1 protein-coding gene is annotated in these 819 nt (G+C 58.4%); it reads left to right on the plus strand.

Annotated features, from left to right (window positions below):
- Positions 1-465: hypothetical protein (locus EN925_RS37955; RefSeq protein WP_128337466.1), on the plus strand; the 465-nt coding region annotated here is incomplete at its 5' end.
- Positions 466-819: the final 354 nt, after the last annotated feature.

Here is an 819-nt window from a genome sequence, read left to right on the forward strand (position 1 = left end):
GGTGAGCAGGACTTCTACAAGCGTGACTTGCTAAAAGGGCGGCAGGCAAAGCATCTGATCGTCCCGATCTGGCCTGACGTGGAGGACAAGCTGAAAGCCGGCTGTCGCACCTTCGATTATCGTTACGAGACCTTGCAGGCGCTTACCAGGTGGCAGCTTGCCAACATCGTCTGGCGGCTTAGCGGCAAATTTCACGTATCCCGCGGCTGGCACCGGAACATCTCCACGGGGGCTTTCGCTGTCATGCTTGCGCGTTTCGCCGGCTTCGCTCCGGTTGTAGTCAGCGGGTTTTCCCTGTCTCAGGCCGGGCATGGATACGATAGCCGAAACGCCTTCCGATATCATGCCGACGAAGATGCGGATTTGCTTCGGCGGGTGGCGAGAAGAGGCGAGCCCATCTACGCGGAAGATAGAGACTTCGCCAGAGAAAGCGGATTGCCGCTTTGGCAGGGACAGACGCCATGACCACGCCATCCGCAGACCGACAGGCCCCGGTTCCGCTCCTCCCAGGCAGCGAGCGCTGCGTGGGATTGCCTTTTTGTTTGTGGAACAAACGAGAGGTGCATGGGTCGGAGGTTCCAAGGCTGCCGATCCATCGATCACCACAAGCGGCACATGAGCTCTCTTGGACGTTTGTGCGCGCCCAATGACCAACATCCTGCCCCATCGTTTTGACGTGCTGAATATCTCGATGGCTGATCGGCTGGCTGTCAAATCCATTCTGGTTATCCAGGCGAAGTACATCGGGGACGTCATTCTGACCTCTGCGCTTATGCGAAATCTGCGCGTCGCCTACCCACACGCCATCATGGCCATGCT

This window comes from Mesorhizobium sp. M7A.F.Ca.US.006.04.2.1 (assembly GCF_004022915.1).
Lineage (GTDB): Bacteria > Pseudomonadota > Alphaproteobacteria > Rhizobiales > Rhizobiaceae > Mesorhizobium > Mesorhizobium ciceri.